Raw genomic sequence first — 22,772 nt, forward strand, 5'->3', positions numbered from 1 at the left:
TTAGAAATGTTAGACAAAATCATACTATTTAGCATCAAAAATAAGCTATTTGTAGGATTCATGACCCTTATGCTTATTTTTTGGGGCGTATGGAGTGCTACAAGGCTCCCCATTGATGCCGTTCCAGATATTACTAACAACCAAGTACAAATCATCACCTCTACCCCTACTTTGGCCTCACAAGAGGTAGAGCAACTGGTTACTTTCCCTATTGAGCAAGCCATCGCCAATATTCCTGGGCTGGAGGAAACACGCAGTATTTCCCGCTTTGGCCTCTCGGTCATCACAGCCGTCTTTAGCGAGGATATGGACATCTACTTTGCCCGCCAGCTAGTCAATGAAAAGCTCAAGGAGGCACAGGAGCAAATCCCTCAAGGCATAGGCTCGCCCGAACTCTCACCCGTGAGTACCGGACTGGGGGAGGTATATCAGTATATCATTCGCCCTACGGAACAGAGCAAAAACAAATATTCCGCCAAAGACCTCCGCACCATGCAGGACTGGATCGTGGCTCGCCAACTCTATGGTACCAAAGGAATAGCCGAAATCAACAGCTTTGGAGGCGAACTCAAACAGTATGAGGTGGTTATAGACCCCGATCGCCTCCGTGCCATGGGGGTGAGTGTCAGTGATATTTTCACTGCTTTGGAGCAGAACAACCAAAATACAGGAGGTGCCTATATCGACAAGCGCCCCAATGCCTACTTTATCCGAGGAATAGGCATGGCTCGCTCCCTTGAAGACATAGGCAATATAGCCGTAGGCAAGCACACCCCTCCCCTCTTTATCAAGCATGTAGCCGAGGTACGCTTGGGCAGTGCCCTCCGCTATGGTGCCCTTAGCTATAATGGCGAGGTGGATGCCGTAGGTGGGGTAGTGATGATGCTCAAGGGCGAAAACAGCCACGAGGTAGTCAGTCGTATCAAAGAAAAACTGCCCACCATACAGCAATCCCTACCTGAAGATGTAGTGATAGAGCCATTCTTAGACCGCACGGACTTGGTACAACGCGCCATCCATACAGTAGAGAAAAACCTCTTAGAGGGGGCGCTGATTGTCATCTTCATCTTAGTACTTTTCTTAGGGAACCTGCGTGCCGGACTGATTGTTGCCACGGCCATTCCGCTCTCCTTGCTCTTTGCCTTAGGAATGATGAACCTCTTTGGAGTAAGTGCCAACCTGATGAGCTTGGGAGCGATAGATTTCGGAATTATCGTAGATGGATCGGTTATCGTGGTAGAAGCAGTGATGCACCACTTGGCGATCCGAAAGAACCACCAACGACTTACCCAAACACAAATGGATGAGGAGGTATTCCATTCCGCTTCCAAAATACGCAGTAGTGCCGCCTTCGGAGAGATTATCATCCTGATGGTGTATATTCCCATTCTTACCTTGGTAGGAGTAGAGGGCAAGATGTTCCGCCCTATGGCACAAACCGTCGTCTTTGCTATTTTGGGTGCCCTGATCCTTTCCCTGACTTATATCCCTGCCATGAGCGCTTTGCTCCTACCTAAAACAGTAAGTGACAAGCGCAGTTTTGCCGAGCGAATGATAAGCTGGCTCTACCGTCACTACCAACCGCTCTTTGTCCGTTCTATCCGCCTTAGGGGATGGATAATAGGCAGTACCGTGGTACTGTTCGTTCTTGCGGTAGGCATTTTCAGCCGTATGGGAGGTGAGTTTATTCCACAACTACAAGAAGGCGATTTTGTTTTTGAATGTATTCTGCCACCGGGCACTTCCCTGAAGCAGAGCTTGGAGACTTCCATGCAGGCCTCTCGCCTGATTCGTGAGTTCGACGAGGTGAAAATGGTGATAGGCAAAACAGGTTCTGCCGAAATACCTACCGACCCTATGCCGCTGGAAGCCTCCGATATTGTGATCGTACTCAAGAGCCAAGACCAATGGAAAAGTGGTCGCTCCTATGAGGAATTAGGAGATGCCATCATTGAGCGGCTCAAGGATATTCCTGGGGTCTTCTTTGAGAAAAGCCAGCCTATACAAATGCATTTCAACGAATTGATGACAGGTGTCAGACAGGATGTAACGATAAAAATCTTTGGAGAAAACATGGATACCCTCGCCCACTACGCCCAAAGAGTAAGCCAACTTATCCAGAAAACAGAAGGTGCTACCGCCCCACAGGTCGAAAAAGTAAGCGGACTTCCGCAAATCAATGTTACTTACGATCGGGTACGCTTGGCCAACTACGGACTTTCGGTGCAAGAGGTCAATGAGGTACTCAGTACCGCCTTTGCTGGTAAGAAGGCTGGGGTTGTCTTCGAGAACGAACGAAGGTTCGACCTTGTGGTACGCCTCGATAGCCTCCATCGTACCGGAATTGACGATGTACAGCATATGATGGTAGCTACCGAAAATGGGCAGGTGCCGATGAGCCAATTGGCCACTATCAAATATGAATTAGGCCCCGCACAAGTAAGCCGTGAAGCAGGCAAGCGCCGTATCGTCATTGGCTTCAACGTGCAAGGGCGCGATGTGCAGAGTGTGGTGAGTGATATAGAACAAAAATTAAAGGGCGTAAAGCTCCCTACGGGCTATTACTTTACCTATGGCGGTCAGTTTGAGAACCTACAACAAGCCACCGACCGACTGCTCATAGCCGTGCCTGTAGCCCTACTTTTAATATTTTTCTTGTTATACCTTGCTTTCCACTCTATAAAACAATCATTGCTCATCTTTAGCGCTATCCCGATGAGTGCCATTGGGGGCGTATTTGCCTTGCTTCTTCGGGGAATGCCTTTTAGTATTAGTGCGGGTATTGGTTTTATCGCGCTCTTTGGGGTAGCAGTGCTCAACGGTATAGTGCTTATTGGCACTTTCAACCAGCTGAAAAAAGAAGGAATGACCAACCTTTTGCATCGCGTGATTACGGGTACCGAAATGCGTTTACGCCCTGTGCTAATGACGGCTATGGTGGCGAGCTTAGGTTTCCTACCTATGGCACTCAGTCAAGGAGCAGGAGCAGAAGTACAACGCCCCTTAGCTACAGTGGTTATTGGGGGGTTAGTATCGGCTACCTTCCTCACCCTCTTCGTGCTTCCGTTGCTTTACATCGCTTTCAATAGTACCTTTTCTTGGCGCCGTCCTTCAGCTAAAGTACTCACGATAGCCCTATTGCTTATCAGTCCTATAGCGCTACACGCTCAGCAGTCTTACTCGCTACAAGAAATAGAGCAAATAGCCCTTAAGAACAATGGAGTGATTAAGGCAGCACAACTCAAGCTACAAGGAGCAAGTGCTAAAGAGCGAACCTCTTTTGAATTGGCTAAAACAGACTTTACAGGGCAATACGGGCAGTACAGCAGTGCTGAAAAAGACCTTTCAGTAGGTGTATCACAATCTATTCCTTTGCCTACAGTATTTGCTGCTCGCAAAAAGCTCTATCAAGCAGAGACACAATTACAACAAGGGCAATTAGCCCTTCAGCAGAATGAACTGAAGCGGCAAGTGCGCAACGCATATCAGCAATTGCAATATTTGACTTTTAAAGAGGAACAGCTCTTGCAGCTTGATAGTCTCTACAATAATTTTATTCGCATTGCTGAAGTACGCTATAAAGCAGGGGATACCAAGAAGATAGATATTAACACTGCCCAAGTGAAGAAAGGAGAAATAAGTTTGTTACTTCAACAGAACAAAACTATACAACAAGCTACCTATCGCAACTTGCGTACGTTAATGCAAACAGAAGAAGCATTTACCATTACCAAGTCGCCCGTGTATGAGCCTTTGTTACTCAGTGAGCCTTCGGATGTACAACTCTCTCAGCACCCTTTGGTACAACTTAGCTATCAAGAAGCAAACATAGCTGAGTACAACAAATGTCTAGAGCGTGCCCAAGCCCTGCCCGACCTTACATTGGGCTATACCAATCAGTCTCTTATAGGAATGCAAACCATTGGAGGGGTAGAGACCTATACTGATAGAAGTAAACGTTTTCACTTTGCCACCATAGGGCTTTCAGTTCCTATTTTTACCGCTACCCGTGCCAAGGTGAAAGCTTATAAATATCAGAAAGAAGCAGCTATAGAAGCAGCTCAACAAACAGAAAAACAGCTTAAAACTCAATGGATAAATCTGCAAGAGGAATACCAACTGAATTTGCAAAAATATCAGTTTTACAAACAAGAAGCGCTACCTGAAGCCGAGCGCATTATCCGAGCCAATCAGTTAGGGTATAGCGCAGGTGAAATAAGCTATGTGGAGTACCTTTACACCCTACAGACAGCCGTAGATACCCGCTTGGCATACCTTGAGAGTATCGAGGCGCTTAATCAAAAAGTAATAGAAATACAATCCCTTTTAAACCAGTAAAACAAATGAAAAAATATGGTATAAAAATCGCTTTTATCCTTATAGGAATTAGTCTATCAGCCTGCAATGGCACTCCTACAACTACCAATAATCAAAAGCTCGAAGAGCGCGAAGAACACCACGAAGAAGGAGGCAACCTCACCACCCTTACCCAAGCTCAAATCCAAACTGTAGATATTCGTTTGGGACATATAGAAGAAAAAGCTCTTGCCGCTACCCTCAAAGCCAATGGAATACTGAGCGTGCCTGCCGACCATCAGGCGAAGGTATCGACTGTATATGCGGGGATTATCAAGAGCGTAAAGGTAGAGATAGGCAGTTATGTGCAAAAAGGGCAAGTAATCGCTACTGTTTCTAACCCAGAATTCTTGCAACAACAACAGCGCTTGCTCACCGTTAATGGTCAGATAGAACTTGCTAAACAAGAACTTGACCGTCAGCAAACCCTCTATGAAGGGAATGCTGGTACTGGTAAGAACCTACAAGCCGCTACTACTCAGCTACGCACTCTCCGTACCGAAAAAGCTTCGCTTGAAGAACAAATACGCCTAATGGGCTTAAACCCTCAAACACTCACCGATAAGGGAATGCAATCTACTTTGGCGATAGTGGCTCCTATTAGTGGGAATATCAGTGCGGTATATACTAACAAAGGGGCTTATATAGATGCCTCCACCCCTATTGTGGAAATCATCGACAACAGTTCGCTACACCTGCACTTGCAAGTGTATGAGCGTGACTTGCCTTACATTAAGGTAGGACAACAAGTGCACTTCAACCCTACCAATAACACCTCTCGCGAATATGATGCCCAAGTGTATAACATTGCGGCTTCGTTTGAAAACGAAAGCAAAAGCATCATTGTACATTGCCACGTAGAGGGTGACAAACAAGGGCTCATCAATGGAATGAATGTAACAGGGGTTATCAGTCTTGACAAACAAACGATCCCTGCTGTACCTAACGAGGCTATCGTAGAGGATGCTGGTAAATCCTACATTTTTCTGGTAACCCAAACTTCGGATAAAGAAACCTCTTTTGAGAAAGTGGAGGTAGTAAAAGGAGCTTCCGAAAGTGGGTATACTGCCATTGCCCCTGTAAAACCTATAGCCCCCGAACAGACTATTGCCACCAAAGGAGCATTCTTTATCAACGCAACCTTAGTAAATGCTGGAAAAGATAGTGATTAGAATTGGTAATGTATCGGATATATTATTAAAATTTTATTACATTAGAAATACAATAAAAATATAAAAGTAAAAAACCACGACTTCGGAGTGTGTTTTAAGCTCCCTGCAAGGGCAAGTGGTTTTGAGGTGCCTACACGCCTAATGCGTGCCTCAAAACACAACTTGCTCTGTTCCGGTGAACAGAAGATTCTCCCTAAAGGTCAAATTTTAATTAACCATAAGAAAAGAAGATAAATACTACAAGCTCATAAAGTGATTTAGGGCATATTAGCAATATATTTAATCACTTACTTACAGAGTTATTTACAATTCTATGTAAAGCTATATGTATATTTGTACATTACTTTGCATTCACGCATCAAAGCAAGCAAGTATGTACGAAGGTAAAAACGTAATTAGGTAGCTACATAGTTTGAAATTTTTATTCGACAATGGGAGGAAAAGCGGTATTCGTTTCAAAAAACAATCTGTAAGAAGCGGCATTTTTCTCATATTTGACATTTTTTTATTCGCTTAAAGGTCGGAATGAGCTGGTTTCGTTTCGAGTGCCATAAAAGGTCTGTGTTTAGCTTCTACAAGGTTTTTCAAAAAAAATACTACCCGCAGGACAACGGACAAGGGCTGGAGATTTTTTGAAAACCCATCGGGCTTGACATTGCAAGAAGCGTTAAGAACACAGAAATACCTTTGCACTCGAACAACGAACCGCCATTACGTGCCTTAAGTGTTTAAAACAGGGAAAATAGGTAAGTCTTAATAACACTCTTATCTTTGTGAGATAGCTTTTTGTAAGGCAACAAAAAAATCCATTGACACATCTCTTTTTGAAATATTATCAATGGATTTCTAATTTTTAAAAGACACTGAGAAGCTATCCTATCTTTAAATTCTTTAATCGTTCGGCAGCAATTTCCATATCCTTGCTGATTTTCTCATTGGTGATTTTAGCATAAATCTGGGTAGTTTTGATATTCTTATGTCCCATCATCTTGCTAACACTTTCCAAGGGAACCCCTTCTGTTAAGAACAGAGTACCAAAGGTATGGCGTGCCCAGTGAAATGAAATGGGTTTTTCACGAATGATGTTACAATCTTTCATCATCTTTCTGATTAAGAGATTGCAATTAGTGTTGGAGGGTGTAGGAAACAATGCCTCTGTACGAGTCGTACCTTCATATTTTTCAATAATTTTCTCGGCTATATCCAACAGACGTACATTACAGGGCACATCAGATTTCTGACGGCGTTTGATAAGCCATTTGTTGCCGTCAAAGAACGATTGTAAGTGACTTTTCTTGAGCTGCTTGATATCAATATACGAAAAACCTGTAAAGCAACTAAAAACAAATAGGTCTCGTACTAATTCAGCAGAAGCACTCTTAGGGTGATATTGTAAAAGAGTTTCTACTTCCTCTCTAAGCAAATAGCCTCTGTCTTTCTCCTCCATAGAACTTATATAATTCTTAAAAGGATTGCGATAGATGATACCCTTATCTATAGCTATTTCTACCATTTTACAAAGGGGCATCATATAAACCCATATTGTGTTGTGAGTAAGACTTTTATTAATTTTAAGGTAAAAGTCAAAATCATTGATAAAGTCTTCTGTAAGCTCTTTGAAAGAAATATCGCTTCTGCGGTATTTGTACTGGATAAACTCGCTCAAATGAGTATATACATTCTCGTATTTGTTGAGTGTACTATAACTTCTAACACCTTTTTCTACCATCAAAGCAAAGTCCTCTTTGAACTTCTCATAGACTTTTAGTAAGGAATCTTCCATTACTCCTATGCCTAGGAAAGTAGCTTTTAGCTTCTGAGCAGTAACCACTCCCTCGTACTTCATCAGCTCCTCATAATGAGTAATGATACGTGAACGAATTTCTTCCAGCTTGCGATTGAGTTGGGTAGCTTCCTCTGTTTTACCTGTTACTCTGCCGTATTTCAAATCCCATTTCTGTGGAAGGATTTCAAGTTTGGTACTAAACTGAGCTACCTGATTGTCAATGGTAATACGCCCCATAATAGCAACCTTACCGTTCTTCTTTGGGGCATTCTTTTTAAGGCAAAACAATACCTTAAAGGTTGAGCGTTTTACTTTTTTCATACTCTAATTTTTTAATTTGCGAAAGTACTTTTTATCAAGTTACTGTACAATATGAAAAAAGGTGTAAAACACTGAAATATAACCTATTAATAAAAAATATTTTTCAATGTATTAGGTAACGATTTAGAAACCTAATTTTGAAAAAACCTGTCCAAATCATCTAAGACTCTGTCTTCTCTTATCTTCCTGTCAAAAAATTAATCCTCTTTGTATGAGCTAATTACATTATTTTTTGTAGTTTTGCTTTTTATTCGTAATTTTGCAACAAAAAAGCGACTCATTTTCGAGTCGCTTTTTTATTATTTGTGTATTAGAAATATTAGTAATTCAACTGATAAGTAGTAGTCATATCACTGTTATAATCTACGCTAATATCAACTCTATCTAACACTTGTTTTCCATTTTCAGTTTTAAATTTGAAAGTGTGGCGAGCTACTTTATTCACTGTTAAGTTGATAGTTTTACCGTTCTTATCTTTCTCTACTTTTATAGGGATAATAATATCAAACACTTTTTCATCGTCTTTATCACTTACCAATCGATACTTTCTGCTTTTCTCAGTACCATTTTGAATGTTAGTAATAAGCGTTTCTAATTCCTCTAAATACTCGTCGTGAGCATAACTACCAAAACCAGTACCCCAACCAGCTCTTGCATTTCGGCTTTCGTTAATAGTCTTTACAAAACCATCGGCATCAAACGTATAAGTATAGTTACAGATATAATTTAACGGAGCTTCCTCTTTTGTTAAAACCACTTGTTTTAGCAAGTTCTTAGGAGCTACCCCCTGTATCCAACCTATTTGAAAATTAAAATACTGCATATAGCTACTCACAGCATCCCCTTCAAAGTTGTACATCAAAAACTTATTTTTGTTCAACTCATTGCCGTAGCTAAGCTTACTCCCATAAGTAATGACTTTACCATTTCTATTTTTCTTCTCAATGATTTTGGTCAAATTGTCATTGGTCCACTCAAAAACACCTACATCGTTAACATTTGCTAAACGTTGTTTGCTGTCGTATGTCCCTAAAGCCAATACATTCCCTGCTGCATTAAGCCCCCATTCTACGGTTTCTATAACCCCTGTATCTTCGTTAGGTACTGTAATTTTCACAGAGGTAGCCTTATAATCAAATGTTTTTACGATATCATTCTCTCCCTCTTCTTTGGTAGTAATCTTTTTGATTCTCCCTTGATTGTCATACTCATACAGAAAACGAACCATTTTCAATACAAACTCTTGTCTATTGAGAGTAGGTTGTAAAACACTTGAAATAGACGGAGCTGGGTCATTACCATTTTTAACTTCAATAAAGTTAGAAACAATCTCCTTTACTTTTTTAGCAGGTAAATAGTTGTTTTGAGTGGTAGGGGTAGTAGTACCATTACCGCCATTGCCATTACCGCCATTAGGAGGAGTATCATCGTCTTTACTGCCACAGCCTACAAGCATTGCTATTGCTGCGATACTGAATAAAATTTTTTTCATTGGAATTGATTTTTATATGAATATGGGGCAAATGTACGAATAATTTTGCTAATTCTCTAATTATTCACTACATTTGCACCAAAATAATGATTCATTATCAATTGTTAATTGTTAATGAGTCATTGTTAATTGTCAATTATTATGATTCGCATTACTAAAAAATTCGACTTCGAAGCAGGACACGCGCTCTTTGGCTACGATGGCAAATGCAAAAACCTGCACGGACACAGCTATAAACTCTACGTAACTGTGATAGGCGAACCTATCAACAATCCTCATAACGTGAAAAATGGTATGGTTATCGATTTTGGTGACCTCAAACGCATCGTGCAGGAGCAAATTATCGATGCTTTTGACCACGCAATGGTATTCAACGAACTCTCTCCTCACAAAGCCTTAGCCGACGAACTCCGCGCCAAGGGGCATCGTATCATTACCGTGCCTTATCAGCCTACCAGCGAAAACCTCGTAACCGACTTTGCTCAGCGTATTGCCTACCAACTGCCCGCTGGAGTAACACTCTTTTCTATACGCCTTTGCGAAACCGAAAGTTCCTATGCCGAATGGTTTGCATCAGATAATAGTGCGTATTAATAACATAAAAAGAATATATTATGGGACTTATACTATTAATTATAGTACTCATTATTCTTTTGTTTTACAAAAGGAACATCATAAAGCGTTTGCACAATTCATTTGCACAAAATTCATTAAAGGAGAATACTCTGGACTATATTCGGAACAATTGGCAAAAGGTGTGTATTAATGCTGACCATTGCGATGTGATGAATGAAAATACTACCTTCGATTTACATGCAGTAGAAAATAATCGTATGAAAAGCGATCTTGAGGAAACAATGCTTTTTACAGAAGCAATGTTATTTAATAAATTACAGTTAGGAGAAGAAAAAATGAAACTCAGTTATATAAGATGTTACGACAAAAGTAGCTCTCCTGTAAAAGTATATCAAACTACTGTTGCCGATATAGATGCTAGTGTGGCACAAGTAAAGCTGAATGTGCAAGGCTATATCAATGTGTATTACAACCCACAAAACCCCAAGGAAGTTTATGTTGATACCGAGTTCCTACAAAAAGATCTCTCCGAACTGATGAATCATTAAGATATGGCGATATAACCTCTTTAAAAACCCATATACTTTAGCAATAGATTTAGATGTAACTAAACGCACTGCACAAAACTATTTAGATACGATTGCTGAAATAGGGCTACTTAGTAAGTTGAAAGTAGGGAAGTCAAACTATTATATCAACGAAAATTTGATAAAAGTACTCCAAAGAGAAAAAGTATAACGTGGAAAAAAAACGCCATTTTTTGCCACGTTACTAGTAATGTGGAAAAAAAACGCCATTTTTTTCCATATCATATTCTTCATTTATACAAAATCGACTTTTTGTATAGATGATAAATTAAAGAACCAATGTTATCTATAGAATTACCCAAAGATAAAAAGATATACTTCGCCTCCGATAATCACCTCGGAGCGCCCACTGCTGCCGAAAGCAAACCCCGCGAAGCTAAATTTGTGCAATGGCTCAATACAATCAAAGCCGATGCAGGAGCCATATTTCTCCTCGGCGACCTTTTCGACTTTTGGTTTGAGTACAAAACAGTTGTCCCCAAAGGCTTTGTGCGCACTTTGGGCAAACTCGCGGAACTACGTGACAGTGGTATTCCTATCTACTTTTTCGTAGGCAACCACGATTTGTGGATGGACGATTATTTCGAAACCGAATTAGGAATCCCTGTATATCGCCGTCCATTAGAAGTAGAATGTGCAGGCAAACGTTTTTTGATAGGGCACGGCGATGGCTTAGGTCCCGGTGATAAAGGCTACAAGCGGATGAAAAAAGTCTTTACCAATCCGTTTTGCAAATGGCTCTTCCGCTGGCTACATCCCGATATAGGCGTGCGATTGGCGCAATACCTCTCAGTGAAAAACAAACTCATCTCAGGGGCTGAAGATGTACATTTCTTGGGAGAAGACAATGAATGGTTGGTGCAGTATTGCAAACGCAAACTCGAGACCCAGCATTACGACTATTTTCTCTTTGGTCACCGCCACCTGCCAATGAACATTAGGATAGGGGAGGGGAGTACCTATATCAACACCGGCGACTGGATTCACTACTTTACCTATGCAGTTTTTGACCCCAAAACAGGATTGGAAATAAAGGAATTTACCGATAAGAGTACTTGCTAAAGCTAATAAAATAAAGGTATTAGAAATATTATTTAAAAAAAATCTACATAATAATTTGCAATTATTTAGAAAGTTTCTATTTTTGTGCCCAAAAAGTAAATAAATAAAAATGTTTTTATGAAAAACAAATCACTATTTTTGGGCAGTTTGCTATTAAGTATGATAGCAAACTCTGCAACAGAAGCAAAAACTTCAATTGCTAAAACTCTCTATACTGAGCAATATCAGCAGGAAGAGATAGAAGTAGAAGGGCAGGTGCTCGATGCCGATGGCTCTCCAATGCTAGGAGTGAGCGTAGTAGTAAAAGATACCCATCGCGGGGTCGTTACCGATGAAAACGGACGTTTCTCTCTTCAAGCCGATGAAAACGCCGTACTCGTATTCCGCTTCTTAGGATATCAAACTCAAGAAATTGCTCTAAACGGACGTTCATCTATTACCGTACAGATGAAAGTCTCTACACAAGAACTCAAAGAGGTAACCGTTACTTCTACTGGTATCAAACGGCAAATTAAAGACTTTGCAGGTACCGTAAATGTTATTTCAGCTTCACAAATAAAAGAATTGGCTATTCCCGCAGTAGGCGATGCAGTGCGCTTTATGCCAGGAGTAAACTATATAGACGAAGACGGTCGCGGATTGCGCCCTGGTATTGGATTACGCGGTATGGAGCCCAACCGGAATAGCAATACTCTGGTAGTAATCGATGGTAAAATACCTATCGGGCAAAGCTATTCCGATATGGGAGGTTACTATATGATGCCCGTAGGCGCTATCGAAAGTGTGGAAGTGATAAAAGGTGCTTCACCAGCGCTCTACGGAAGTGGTAGTATAGGTGGGGTAGTGAATATCATCACCAAAAAAGGTGCTGCTCGTCCTTACACTGGCATCAACTTGCAATACGGCAATCACAACGCTTTGAACATAGGTATTGAAACAGTAGGTAATACCAATGAAGGAAATATGAATTACTATGCTGGCTTCCACCGCCGACAAGGTGATGGCTTCAGAAAATCGCGCAGTCGCTATAATGTAAACGACCTTACTGCCAATGTAACAGCAAAAGTAGGCGAGAAAAACGAATGGCGCTTCTTCCTCAATGGTTTTACTGAATATTCCGATACTCCTGGAGGACTCAGTCAAGCACAATGGGAGCAAGACCCTGAGCAATCTGTAAATCCACACGACTTTTTTGAGGCAAGACGCTTTAGTACCGCTATCTCATACAAACGCAGTTTTGATGAAACAAATAGCCTTACTACTTCTATATATGGTAGTTACCTAAAAAGAGACTGGTGGCTCGACAACCGCAATGCCGACCCTACCAAGCGTAAATTCACCTCTGCCTTGCGCGATATCCCTACAGTAGGCTTATTCTCCGACTACGAGCGTACCAATACCCTATTCGGCAAAGAAAACAAACTCTTAGCAGGTATCCGCCTACATACTGATATTACTCACGAAGTATCGGTAGCAGGCGACGAAATGGGTAAAAAAGCAGGCAAGACTACTGCCAATTCCGCTAATACCGTAGCTGTAGTAGAAGGCTATGTGTTTGACGAGTTTCACATCACCGATAAACTTAATATCAACCCTGGGTTGCGCTATACTTTTGTAAATTACGACAAAGAAGATTACTTCCGTAACAATTGGGATAATCGCAATGAAGATGCTTTCATCTATTCATTGGGGTTATTCTATAAATTCTCTGAAAACTACCGCGCTTATGCTACTTATTCTAAAGGTTACAAAATGCCTCAAATACGATTGGCTTTTGAAACCAATGGCGACCTTGATGCCGAAACTTCTAATAACTACGAAATAGGCTTCCGTACCCAGCCTACACAATGGTTAGAAATAGAATTAGCAGCCTATATATTAGACTTCAACCATAAAATATTCCGTGAAAGCGGCTTATTGAACAACGGAGGAAAAGCCCTACATCGTGGGATAGAAGTAAGTGGTGCTATTTATCCAGTAGAAGGATTAAAACTCTATGGTAATGGTGCTATCCAAAGAGCAACTATAGAATATGGTATGTACAAAGGCAACCGCGTGCCTTATGCACCGCGCTACACCGCTACTGCAGGGGCTAAATACCAATGTGCTATAGGCGAAGGAACACTCACTACCAATGTATATGGCAACTTTGTAAGCTCACAATTTTCTGATATTAAAAATACTGAAGTAGGTTCAGCTAATGGCAATATAGGTTTGATACCTAAATTTTTCTTGCTCAATGCAACTGCCAATTACAGTTATAAACAATGGAATTTCAACCTCAATGCCTTGAACTTGCTCAACCGCAAATACTTCACTACCCGCCACAGTGCTTGGGGAGGTATTATGCCAGCAGCTACTATTAGCGTATTAGGAGGTGTAGGCTATCAATTCTAAAACCCTTTGGTAAATAAAATATAAAAAGCTGTTCAACATTTTTGTTGAACAGCTTTTTATTTAACGTGAGTTCGATATAGCCAATATAAAAGAATGTTGATTTACAGCACTCTATCACAATTCATTTACAAAAATATTCACCGTCAGGTGAAAATTTGTGAGATAAAGTAAAGAGTTTTTTGCAGTCCTTATTTCGTGTAAATTCGTGTAATTAGTGGGAGATTTAAAATATTTCGCTGATTGTTAAATAAATATTTATGCTATTTCTATGGCAAATTTGCGCAGCTACTTATTATTTTATAATTTTGCCCAAAAATAACACTTATGAAAAAGATTTTACTCTTTATCCTGCTCTGCACTTCCTGCCTTATAGCTTGTAAAAAAGAGAATAACGAAGAAAAAGGTTGTGAATATCCTCAGCAAACAACCCCAAAAATCCTTACAGGTACTTTTTTGCAACTCTTTGGTAAAGATGATTGGAGTGAAGCACAATGGGATGAGTTTCTTACCGAAATCAAAGATGTAGGGATGAATACCCTTATTGTGCAATATACTGCATTCAAAAATCCTTCTAACGATATCACTTGGTTCAATTCGGCAAATACTTTTACCAATAACAAAAGCAAACACACCCTTGAACGTGTGTTGGCTTCAGCTCAGCGAAAGGGGATAGAGGTACATATAGGTTTGCATTTTGACGATACTTATTGGTATCACCAAACCGATGTGGCGTGGCTACAAACACAAGCCAATCATTGTATTGCCATAGCCGAAGAAATACAAGCACAATTTGGCACACACACTGCTTTCAAAGGTTGGTATATCCCGCACGAGCCTGAGCCTAATGCTTATAATACCGATGAGAAAGTACGCCTTTTTAGAGAGCATTTTGTAGATCGCATTTCCAACCGTTTGCACCAATTGAACAACAAACCCGTGTCTATCGCTGCCTTTTGGAATAGCTCACTCTCCACACCCGAGCAGCTGCAACACTTTATGGCAGAACTGTCTAAAAGCAACCTGCAAATTGTAATGTTACAAGATGGCGTGGGCGCACAACACGTAACCCTCAACCGACTTGCAAGCTATTATGAGGCTGCACAACGCGGACTCTTTGAAGAAAACAAAAACTATAAAGGTGTATTTTGGAGTGATTTAGAAACTTTTGCATCGCCTAATGGTGAGTATCCTTTTCATCCTGCCACTTTCGATAGAGTAAAGCAACAATTGGAAACAGCCCTTTCTATCCCCAAAGTCAGCAAAATAGTATCTTTTCACTATTTTGATGATATGAGCACTAAGAGCCCGCACAAGGCTAAAGCCGATACCCTGAGAGAAGCCTATAAAAACTACATCAAAGAACGTCAGTTCAATATAATAGAAAATTGATTTACAGCAATATAAAACAATATATTCACAAGATAATTCACCGTCAGGTGAAAATTCGTGAGATTATATAAAGTAAAGAGTTTTATGCATTTCCAAATTCGTGAAAATTCGTGAAATTCGTGGGAAATTTAAAATACTTTGCTGATTGTTAAATAATTACTTACATCGAACTCACATTAAATAACTTTATATGAAACATTATTTTATTTTTACAGTAATTGCATTGGCAATATCCTTTGCCACAGGGTGTAAGAAAGACGATAGCACCCCCGAAAACACAAAAAAAGATATTCCTCACAAGGAGAATATCGCCTATTACAAAACCGATGTGAACGATGTAAGTGCCTATAAAGTGCTTGTCGATCAAACTGTTGCCGAGTACAACATCTTGCTCGCTGCGGTCGATAAATTACCTCAGTATCCTAAGGATAAATACAAATATGCTAGGCAAGATTACGCTTGGACAGAAGGAAAGAGAATCTCAAATGAACTTCTCCAGAATTATAACAATAAAAAGAGCAATATCGATGTAGCTTTAGCTAAAAAAACCTACGAAGATTTATACCAATATGGAATAGTCTATGCTCACATAGAACTAATGGCGCGTCAAGCTGAGGTATATCGCAAGCAATACCCTACCAATACCGAAATAGAAAACCTTATCAAAGCTACTTTTGATGGTCTATATACAACCCAAGAAGGGAATGAGCACTTTATAAAATCAACCAATGAAGAAATTGTAGCGAACTACAACAAAATCATCAATATAGTAAACAAACTAAAATCATAATATAAAATGACAATAGCTATAGGAAATGACCACGCTGGTGTGGATTACAAGAACGCTATCACAGCCTTTTTAAAAAGCAAAAATATTGAAGTCCTCAACTTCGGAACAGATACCCCCGAAAGCGTAGACTACCCCGATTTTGGTCACGCGGTAGCCCAAGCCTTAGAAGAAGGCAAAGCCGACCTCGGTATTGTGATTTGCGGCAGTGGCAACGGCATCGCAATGACTGCCAACAAGCACCCACACGTACGTTGCGCTGTATGTTGGACAAAAGAAATTTCAGCCCTTGCTCGCGCCCATAACGATGCCAATGTACTCAGCATTCCCGCCCGCTTCACCGCCATTGAGCAAGCAGTAGAAATCGCCAATACATTCTTAATCACCCCATTTGAAGGCGGTCGACACGAACGCCGTGTAAATAAAATTTAAAATCACATCACACACTTTGGCAAAGTCCTTAAACTTTGCCAAAGTTGATTATTAGTTGATCTCCTAAATAATCAATCACTTTTAGATCACATTATGTAGGGGCGTTTTGCAAACGCCCCCAAAAAACTATTTACACCCCCTCCCCCCTCCGAGATTTTCCAAGATTCTCCCAAAAACTCCTAAATTATTAGTTGATTACCCAGATAATCATTCACTTTTAGAGTATGTTGTGTAGGGGCATTTTGCAAACGCCCTTATTTACAAATACCCTCCCACCTCCGAGATTCTCAGAGATTTTCCAAGATTCTCCAAAAACTCCTAAATCATTACTAACAATATTTGCTCAATAGAAAACTATTTAATAACTTTGCCCAAAATAATTTAATGATATGATCCACAAACTATTCCCTGCAGCCCTACTCCTATTAGTAGCCTGCAATCAAACCCCTAACAACGCTAACAGCGAGAAAATGAATTACCCTCAAACTCGTATGGACAACACGGTAGATACCTATTTCGGCACTCAAATCGCCGACCCCTACCGTTGGCTCGAAGACGACCGCTCTGCCGAAACTGCTGAGTGGGTAAAACAACAAAACAACTTCACCTTTGGCTATCTATCCAAAATCCCTTACCGACAAGCCATCAAAGAAAAACTCGAAAAACTTTGGAACTACGAAAAAATAGGCGCACCCTTTACCGAAGGCGACTACACCTATTATTATAAGAACAACGGATTGCAAAACCAGTCTGTGCTCTATCGTAAAGATAAAGACGGTAAAGAAGAAGTTTTCTTAGACCCCAATACCTTCTCAAAAGATGGCACCACCTCTTTAGGCGAAGTAGCCTTCTCTGAAGACGGCTCTTTGGTAGCCTATCTCATCTCCGAAGGTGGCAGCGACTGGCGCAAAGGCATCGTCCTCAATGCTAAAACCAAAGAAGTAATAGGCGACACCTTAATAGATATCAAGTTCAGTTCCATTGCTTGGAAAGGCAACGAAGGTTTCTTCTACTCCAGTTATGATAAACCCAAAGGCAGTGAGTTATCAGCTAAAACCGACCAGCATAAACTCTACTACCACAAACTTGGCACACCTCAAAAGAACGACCAACTCATCTTTGGTGGTACCCCTGCCGAAAAATACCGCTATGTCTCAGGAGCTGTTTCTTTAGATGCTCATTATTTGTTTATTTCAGCTGCAGTAAACACTTCGGGTAACAAACTCTTCTTAAAAGACCTTAAAAACCCTAAAGCTCCTTTAGTAACCATCACCAATAGTTTAGACGCCGATACCCAATTTATTGACAACGACGGTACAACTCTTTTCTTTGAAACCAATTTGAATGCCCCTAACGGTCGATTGGTGAAAGCTGAGGTTGCCAAACCACAACCCGAATATTGGCAAGATGTCATCCCCGAAACTAAAAATGTACTCAGTATCAGCGCTACAGGGAACTATTTCTTTGCCCACTATATGGTCGATGCCCTTTCGCAGATAAAACAATATAACTATAAAGGTGAGTTAGTACGCGATGTGAAACTCCCCAGCATAGGTACAGCCACTGGTTTCCACGCCAAAAAACAAGAAACTCACACCTATTTCACTTTCACTAATTACGCCTATCCAGCTCAAATATACAAAATGGACTTAGCTACAGGGGCTACCGAGCTCTATTGGAAACCCGCTATAGCTTTCGATGCCAACAACTACGAATCCAAACAAGTGTTCTACAATTCTAAAGACGGTACCAAAGTACCAATGATGATCACCTATAAAAAAGGAATCAAACTCAATGGTAAGAACCCCACCTTATTATATGGTTACGGAGGATTCAATGTGAGTTTAATGCCTACTTTCAGTGTTGCCAATGCCGTATGGATGGAACTTGGAGGTGTGTATGCAGTACCCAATTTGCGCGGAGGAGGCGAATATGGCAAACAGTGGCACGATGCCGGCACCAAAATGCAAAAGCAAAACGTGTTCGACGATTTTATAGCAGCTGCCGAATATCTTATAAATCAAAAATACACCTCACCTGAATACCTTGCTATCAAAGGAGGTTCTAACGGTGGATTGCTCATAGGAGCTACAATGTTACAACGCCCCGAACTATTTAAGGTAGCCTTACCAGCAGTAGGCGTGCTTGATATGTTGCGTTACCACACCTTCACTGCGGGTGCTGGCTGGGCTTACGATTATGGTACTGCCGATGATAGTAAAGAAATGTTCGAATACCTAAAAGGATATTCACCTTTGCACAATGTAAAAAAAGGTGTCAGTTACCCTGCAACCCTCATCACCACTGGTGACCACGACGATAGGGTAGTGCCAGCACACAGTTTTAAGTTTGCAGCTGAACTCCAAGCTAAACAAACAGGTAACAACCCTATTTTAATAAGAATAGAAACTAATGCAGGTCACGGTGCCGGAACTCCAGTGAGCAAAACCATAGAGCAAAACGCCGATTTGCAAGCCTTCACCTTGTGGAATATGGGAGTAAAAAAGTTAAATTAAAAAGACTCTAATGCACAAAAAAATAAATTTTTATTTTAATCTTTTTTTACATTTGACACGTTTAGAGCGTGTAAAATGTAAAGGTATTGTTAAATTTTATAGAAATAAATAGTGAATTTTTTTTGCGTGTGTAAAAAAATATGCGTACGTTTGCGCCCTAATTAAATGTGAATTTAAACAATGTTTATGGCAAGAAGAATAATTGTAGTGCTACTTGTGCTTTTAGCAATGTCTGCTTGTAAACGCGGAAGTGGCGATGGCAAGGGAGAGCTCGTAGGAGTAAGAGGTAAGAGCTGGAAGCAGCCTGCCCCTTATGGTATGACGCTCATCCCGAGTGGTTCTTTCATTATGGGTAGCTCCGATGATGATAAAACTGCGAGTTTAAACGCAACAATCAAAACTGTGAGCGTTGGGTCATTCTATATGGATGAAACCGAAATCACAAATAGTGAGTACCGCCAGTTTGTGAATTGGGTACGCGATTCTATTATCCGTACACAATTAGCCGATATGGCTGAACAAACCGGTCAAAGCCAAGGAGGTGGCGGAATAGGTGAATACGCCTATTTGGACGCCAATACCGAAAAAATGAACGCTTGGCAGCAGTATCTACAAAACACTTACGGTGATGACAAGGCGAGAAAACTGAACAAAAAGGTAGCACTTATTTGGGATGTGAACAAATTCCCAGATGAGTATTACTCTGAGGTAATGGACAAAATGTATTTGCCAGAAGAAGAAGCTTACAACGGCAAACGCATTATGGATGTTCAAAAATTCGAGTTCAAATATCAATGGCTCGATATGGACAAAGCCGCTCGTAAGAGAGGTAACCGTAAAGACTTCATCAAAGAAGAAATCGTGAAAGTATATCCAGATACTACTGTTTGGATTCGCGACTTCAACTATTCTTATAATGAGCCTATGCACAACGACTACTTCTGGCACGAGGCTTATAGCGACTATCCTGTAGTAGGGGTAAGCTGGATTCAAGCTAAAGCATTCTGCGAATGGCGTACCTTGAACAAAAACTCTTACCAAAAATCTAAAGGTGATTACACCGTAAACGCTTTCCGTCTTCCTATCGAATCTGAATGGGAATACGCAGCTCGCGGTGGTCTATCTGGCGCAACCTATCCTTGGGGTGGTCCGTATACTTATGACGATAAAGCTTGCTTCCTTGCGAACTTTAAACCTATGCGAGGCGACTACGCTTCCGATAACGCTCTCTACACCGTAGAAGCTAAATCTTATGAACCTAACGGATATAACCTATATAATATGGCTGGTAACGTATCCGAATGGACTAACACCTCTTACGACCCTAACTCTTACGAGTATATGTCATCTATGAACCCTAACGTACTAGACGATAGCAACCGTCGTAAAGTAATACGCGGTGGTTCTTGGAAAGACGTTGCCTTTATGCTACAAGTAAACACTCGTGATTACGAATATCAAGATTCTGCTCGTAGCTACATCGGATTCCGTACCGTTCAAGACTTTATGGGGGTTAGCGAAAAACAACAAGCTAAATCCGCAAGAGGTTATAGATAATAATCAAATAAAAAAAGTAAAACAAATCAAACTAATTTAACAACATTTATTTAATAATTAAAGTATTATGGCAGGAAGTAAAGTAACAAAAACAATTTTTCAATACGCTTATGGTATTGGTGCCTCAATCGTAATCGTTGGTGCCTTGGCTAAGATTTTGCACGTAGATATCTTAGGTATGAGCGGTAGTTTCCTTTTAGCAGTAGGTATGGGTACTGAAGCTGTTATCTTCTTTATGTCGGCTTTTGAGCCTCAAGAAGAAGATTTGGACTGGTCTTTGGTTTATCCAGAACTTAAAGGTGGCGCTCCTGTAGCTCGCCAAGGTGTTATGGCTCAACAAAGCCAAGACGACAAACTCATCAGAGAGTCTTTGTCTGAAAAATTAGACAACATCTTAGCCGAAGCTAAGATCGATGCTAACTTAATGCGTTCTTTGGGTAGATCTATCGAAAACTTCGCCGAAGCAAGTAAAGAAATCGCTCCTGTAGCTAACACTATGGTGGCTACTCACAAATACGGAGAAGAACTTTCTGAAGCTGCTTCTAACTTAGAATCTCTCAATAGCCTTTACAAATTACAATTAGAAAGAACCGAAAGACAAGTATCTGCACAAGCAGGAATTGCCGAAAATCTTGATTCTTTGAATCGTCAGATGCTTTCTTTCAAAGATAATCTAAAATCTTTGAACACAATCTATGGAGGAATGTTATCTGCAATGAGCGGTGCAAGATAAGAGTAATTATTTATTAACTTATTAAAAAAATAGCTTATGGCAGGTGGAAAATTAAGTCCTAGACAGAAGATGATTAACCTGATGTATCTTGTGTTCCTCGCAATGATTGCTCTCAATATGGGGAAACAAGTACTAGATGCGTTCGGGTTAGTAAATCAAAAATTTGAAGTATCTAATAGACGCGATACTCAGGGAATTAGCTCAGCGATGGACCAGTTAGCGCTCAAAGCAAGTGAAAGTCCCGCTCAGTTTGCTCAAATCAACGAGCAATCTAAACAAATTAAAACCATTTCCGATGATTTGTACAACTACATACAAGGTCTCAAAGATGGTCTTGAAAAAGCAATCGGACAAAGCGATAAAAAGGTAAACGAAAAAGATTACCAAGCGATGGATAAATCTGATTATACTGACCATTTATTCTTTGCTGAAGGTGCTACCGAAGGTAAAAAATTCGTAGAGAACATCAAAAACTATCGCGAAGCCCTATTAAAAGTGTTAGGTGATAACCCAGCTTATGCTGAAATCGCAAGAAAAGTTAAAGATAACTTTAATACCGATGCAGTAAAAGATAGAGATGGTAACACTGTACAATGGTTGAACTTCAACTTCGAAGGTTTCCCTTACATCGCTACTTTAGCAAAATTCTCTATGATGCAATCTGATATCTTATCAGTACAACAAGAGTTCGTTTCTAAAGCGTTGGAAGGTCAATTGAAAGATCAAGTATCAATGACTAAGTATACTACTTTGCTTGAGCAAGGTAAAGGTGCTTACTACCAAGGTGAGAAATTCGACGGATCTATCGTATTAGGTAGAAAAGACGCTTCTACTCGCCCAAACTCTGTAGAGCTCTCTTTAGACGGTAGAAAATTAGGACCAAGTGATTATACTATCGAAGATGGTCGTGTGAAATTGAACGTAGGTGCAGGTAATGCCGGTGAACACAAAATTACTGGTAACCTCTACTTCGATCAAGATGGTGAGCGTATAGCAGTACCTGTAGCTCAATCATTCTCTACCATCCCTAAACCTAACTCTGCTGTTATCTCTGCCGATAAGATGAACGTAGTATACCGCGGTGTTGATAACCCTATCACTATCTCTATGCCTGGTGTGCCTAACAACAAAATTCTGGCTTCAGGAGCTGGTCTTTCAAGATCTGGTAGTGCTTGGGTAATGCGTCCTGGTCAAGGTAAAGATGTAACCATTACTGTAAGTGGTGAAATCGATGGTCAACGCTTTAGCTCTTCTAAATTGTTCCGTATTAAAAACATCCCACGTGCCTCTGGTAGTATGGGTGGTATGATAGGAGACGCTAAATTGCCTAAACAAAACGTTGGTGTATTACCTGTAGTGGCTGTACTCGAAGACTTCGATTTCGATTTGAAACTTCAAGTAAACGAGTTCAAAGTATTCATCCCTGGACAACCAAGTATCATCGTAAAAGGTGGTAAATTTAATGAACAAGCTCGCGCAGCTGTAGCAAGAGCTAAACGTGGTGATAAGATACAAGTATTTGATATCAAAGCTAGTATCGTAGGTAACTCAAGCTTGAAATTGCCTCCTGTATCACCTATCATTATTGAAATAACAAACTAAGAAAATT

Annotated in this window: 16 protein-coding genes; 14 read left to right on the forward strand and 2 right to left on the reverse strand. The window is 40.5% G+C overall.

Annotated elements, in window-relative coordinates:
- The first annotated feature begins 6 nt into the window (after positions 1-6).
- Positions 7-4,338 carry a CusA/CzcA family heavy metal efflux RND transporter gene (locus DR017_RS09760; RefSeq protein ID WP_002679784.1) on the forward strand — a complete coding sequence of 1,444 codons (4,332 nt, stop codon included), beginning with the start codon at positions 7-9 and terminating at the stop codon, positions 4,336-4,338.
- A 5-nt stretch (positions 4,339-4,343) separates the two neighbouring features.
- Positions 4,344-5,528 (forward strand): efflux RND transporter periplasmic adaptor subunit, encoded by a 1,185-nt coding sequence (locus DR017_RS09765; protein ID WP_002679644.1) that lies wholly within the window; start codon positions 4,344-4,346, stop codon positions 5,526-5,528.
- A gap of 871 nt (positions 5,529-6,399) precedes the next feature.
- Here the strand turns inward: DR017_RS09765 and DR017_RS09775 are convergent.
- On the reverse strand, positions 6,400-7,635 hold the full coding sequence (locus DR017_RS09775) for a site-specific integrase (RefSeq protein ID WP_002679575.1): 1,236 nt from the start codon (positions 7,633-7,635) through the stop codon (positions 6,400-6,402).
- Between the two features lie 319 nt (positions 7,636-7,954).
- The gene (locus DR017_RS09780; RefSeq protein ID WP_002679621.1) at positions 7,955-9,127 is read right to left on the reverse strand and encodes a DUF4595 domain-containing protein; all 1,173 of its coding nucleotides are present in this window, start codon (positions 9,125-9,127) and stop codon (positions 7,955-7,957) included.
- A 141-nt stretch (positions 9,128-9,268) separates the two neighbouring features.
- Here DR017_RS09780 and DR017_RS09785 point away from each other — a divergent pair, with 141 nt between their 5' ends.
- From DR017_RS09785 to porM, 12 genes are all read left to right on the forward strand, one after another.
- Positions 9,269-9,721, forward strand: a complete 453-nt coding sequence (locus tag DR017_RS09785) for a 6-pyruvoyl trahydropterin synthase family protein (protein ID WP_002679771.1) — start codon at positions 9,269-9,271, stop codon at positions 9,719-9,721.
- Between the two features lie 20 nt (positions 9,722-9,741).
- On the forward strand, positions 9,742-10,251 hold the full coding sequence (locus DR017_RS09790; protein WP_002679803.1) for a hypothetical protein: 510 nt from the start codon (positions 9,742-9,744) through the stop codon (positions 10,249-10,251).
- A 1-nt stretch (position 10,252) separates the two neighbouring features.
- Positions 10,253-10,441 (forward strand): hypothetical protein, encoded by a 189-nt coding sequence (locus DR017_RS14520; protein ID WP_370443776.1) that lies wholly within the window; start codon positions 10,253-10,255, stop codon positions 10,439-10,441.
- Positions 10,442-10,569: 128 nt separating this feature from the next.
- Entirely contained in the window at positions 10,570-11,352 is a 783-nt protein-coding gene (locus tag DR017_RS09800) for a UDP-2,3-diacylglucosamine diphosphatase (RefSeq protein ID WP_002679624.1), read from the forward strand.
- Between the two features lie 117 nt (positions 11,353-11,469).
- Positions 11,470-13,749, forward strand: coding sequence for a TonB-dependent receptor (locus DR017_RS09805; RefSeq protein WP_002679602.1), 2,280 nt, complete (start codon positions 11,470-11,472; stop codon positions 13,747-13,749).
- Positions 13,750-14,073: 324 nt separating this feature from the next.
- Positions 14,074-15,138: a DUF4434 domain-containing protein gene (locus DR017_RS09810; RefSeq protein ID WP_002679757.1), complete on the forward strand. Its 1,065-nt coding sequence runs from the start codon at positions 14,074-14,076 to the stop codon at positions 15,136-15,138.
- 190 nt (positions 15,139-15,328) lie between these two features.
- On the forward strand, positions 15,329-15,928 hold the full coding sequence (locus DR017_RS09815) for a GAG-binding domain-containing protein (protein WP_002679590.1): 600 nt from the start codon (positions 15,329-15,331) through the stop codon (positions 15,926-15,928).
- Between the two features lie 6 nt (positions 15,929-15,934).
- Positions 15,935-16,357, forward strand: coding sequence for a ribose 5-phosphate isomerase B (gene rpiB, locus DR017_RS09820; RefSeq protein WP_002679660.1), 423 nt, complete (start codon positions 15,935-15,937; stop codon positions 16,355-16,357).
- 389 nt (positions 16,358-16,746) lie between these two features.
- Entirely contained in the window at positions 16,747-18,873 is a 2,127-nt protein-coding gene (locus DR017_RS09825) for a prolyl oligopeptidase family serine peptidase (RefSeq protein WP_002679692.1), read from the forward strand.
- A 180-nt stretch (positions 18,874-19,053) separates the two neighbouring features.
- Positions 19,054-20,430 carry a T9SS ring complex lipoprotein PorK/GldK gene (porK, locus tag DR017_RS09830; protein ID WP_040361252.1) on the forward strand — a complete coding sequence of 459 codons (1,377 nt, stop codon included), beginning with the start codon at positions 19,054-19,056 and terminating at the stop codon, positions 20,428-20,430.
- A gap of 67 nt (positions 20,431-20,497) precedes the next feature.
- On the forward strand, positions 20,498-21,163 hold the full coding sequence (gene porL, locus DR017_RS09835; RefSeq protein WP_002679774.1) for a type IX secretion system motor protein PorL/GldL: 666 nt from the start codon (positions 20,498-20,500) through the stop codon (positions 21,161-21,163).
- 36 nt (positions 21,164-21,199) lie between these two features.
- Entirely contained in the window at positions 21,200-22,765 is a 1,566-nt protein-coding gene (porM, locus tag DR017_RS09840) for a type IX secretion system motor protein PorM/GldM (protein ID WP_040361249.1), read from the forward strand.
- The last annotated feature ends 7 nt before the right edge of the window (positions 22,766-22,772 follow it).

This window comes from Capnocytophaga sputigena (assembly GCF_900446695.1).
Taxonomy (GTDB): Bacteria; Bacteroidota; Bacteroidia; order Flavobacteriales; family Flavobacteriaceae; genus Capnocytophaga; species Capnocytophaga sputigena.